The organism is Methylobacterium indicum (genome assembly GCF_001043895.1).
GTDB classification, from domain to species: Bacteria; Pseudomonadota; Alphaproteobacteria; order Rhizobiales; family Beijerinckiaceae; genus Methylobacterium; species Methylobacterium indicum.
Genome location: NZ_JTHF01000435.1, coordinates 1 through 512, shown reverse-complemented (window position 1 = coordinate 512; position 512 = coordinate 1). Strand labels below are relative to the sequence as shown.

Sequence of the window (512 nt, the reverse complement as noted above, 5' to 3'; positions counted from 1 at the left end):
CTGGCCTTCGGAAGAACGCCATCTACGACCTGCAGCACGACAACATGATCGAGGCGATCAATCCGGGTGGCTGCTTTCAGTGGTACGACGTGAGCTGCCTGCACGGCGATCTCAAGAAAATTGCCGAAGGTAAAGTCAAGCTCATCAACATCGCAGCCGAGCCCGTCAGGATGTCGGAGATCGGTGATCGCTTCTTTCCCGGGAAGCTTCGTCCGCTCGACCCCTTGGAGGCTGCGCCGCGCTACGACATGCATACCCGTCATGCGCCGCTTCTCGGCGGTACGACCCGCTACCACTACACGCGCGAGCAGGTGCTGGGTGGAATCGAGGCTTACCTGAAGGCGGGCAAATGACGCCTCCATCCTCAGTCTCGAACATTGCGTGGCCGGCCGAATTGCGGGAGCGGATCTACGCTCTGCTGCGCCGGGAAGGTGTAGCTGGCATCGAGATGGCGCCAACGAAGATCGCTCCCTGGGAGGCGCTCGACACGGACACCATCGCGGCCGAGAAGC

General features: G+C 61.5%; 1 pseudogene. It reads left to right on the top strand.

The features are described from left to right. Positions 1-353 (top strand): annotated as a pseudogene (locus tag QR78_RS35270) (hypothetical protein); the annotation flags it as partial. Positions 354-512: the final 159 nt, after the last annotated feature.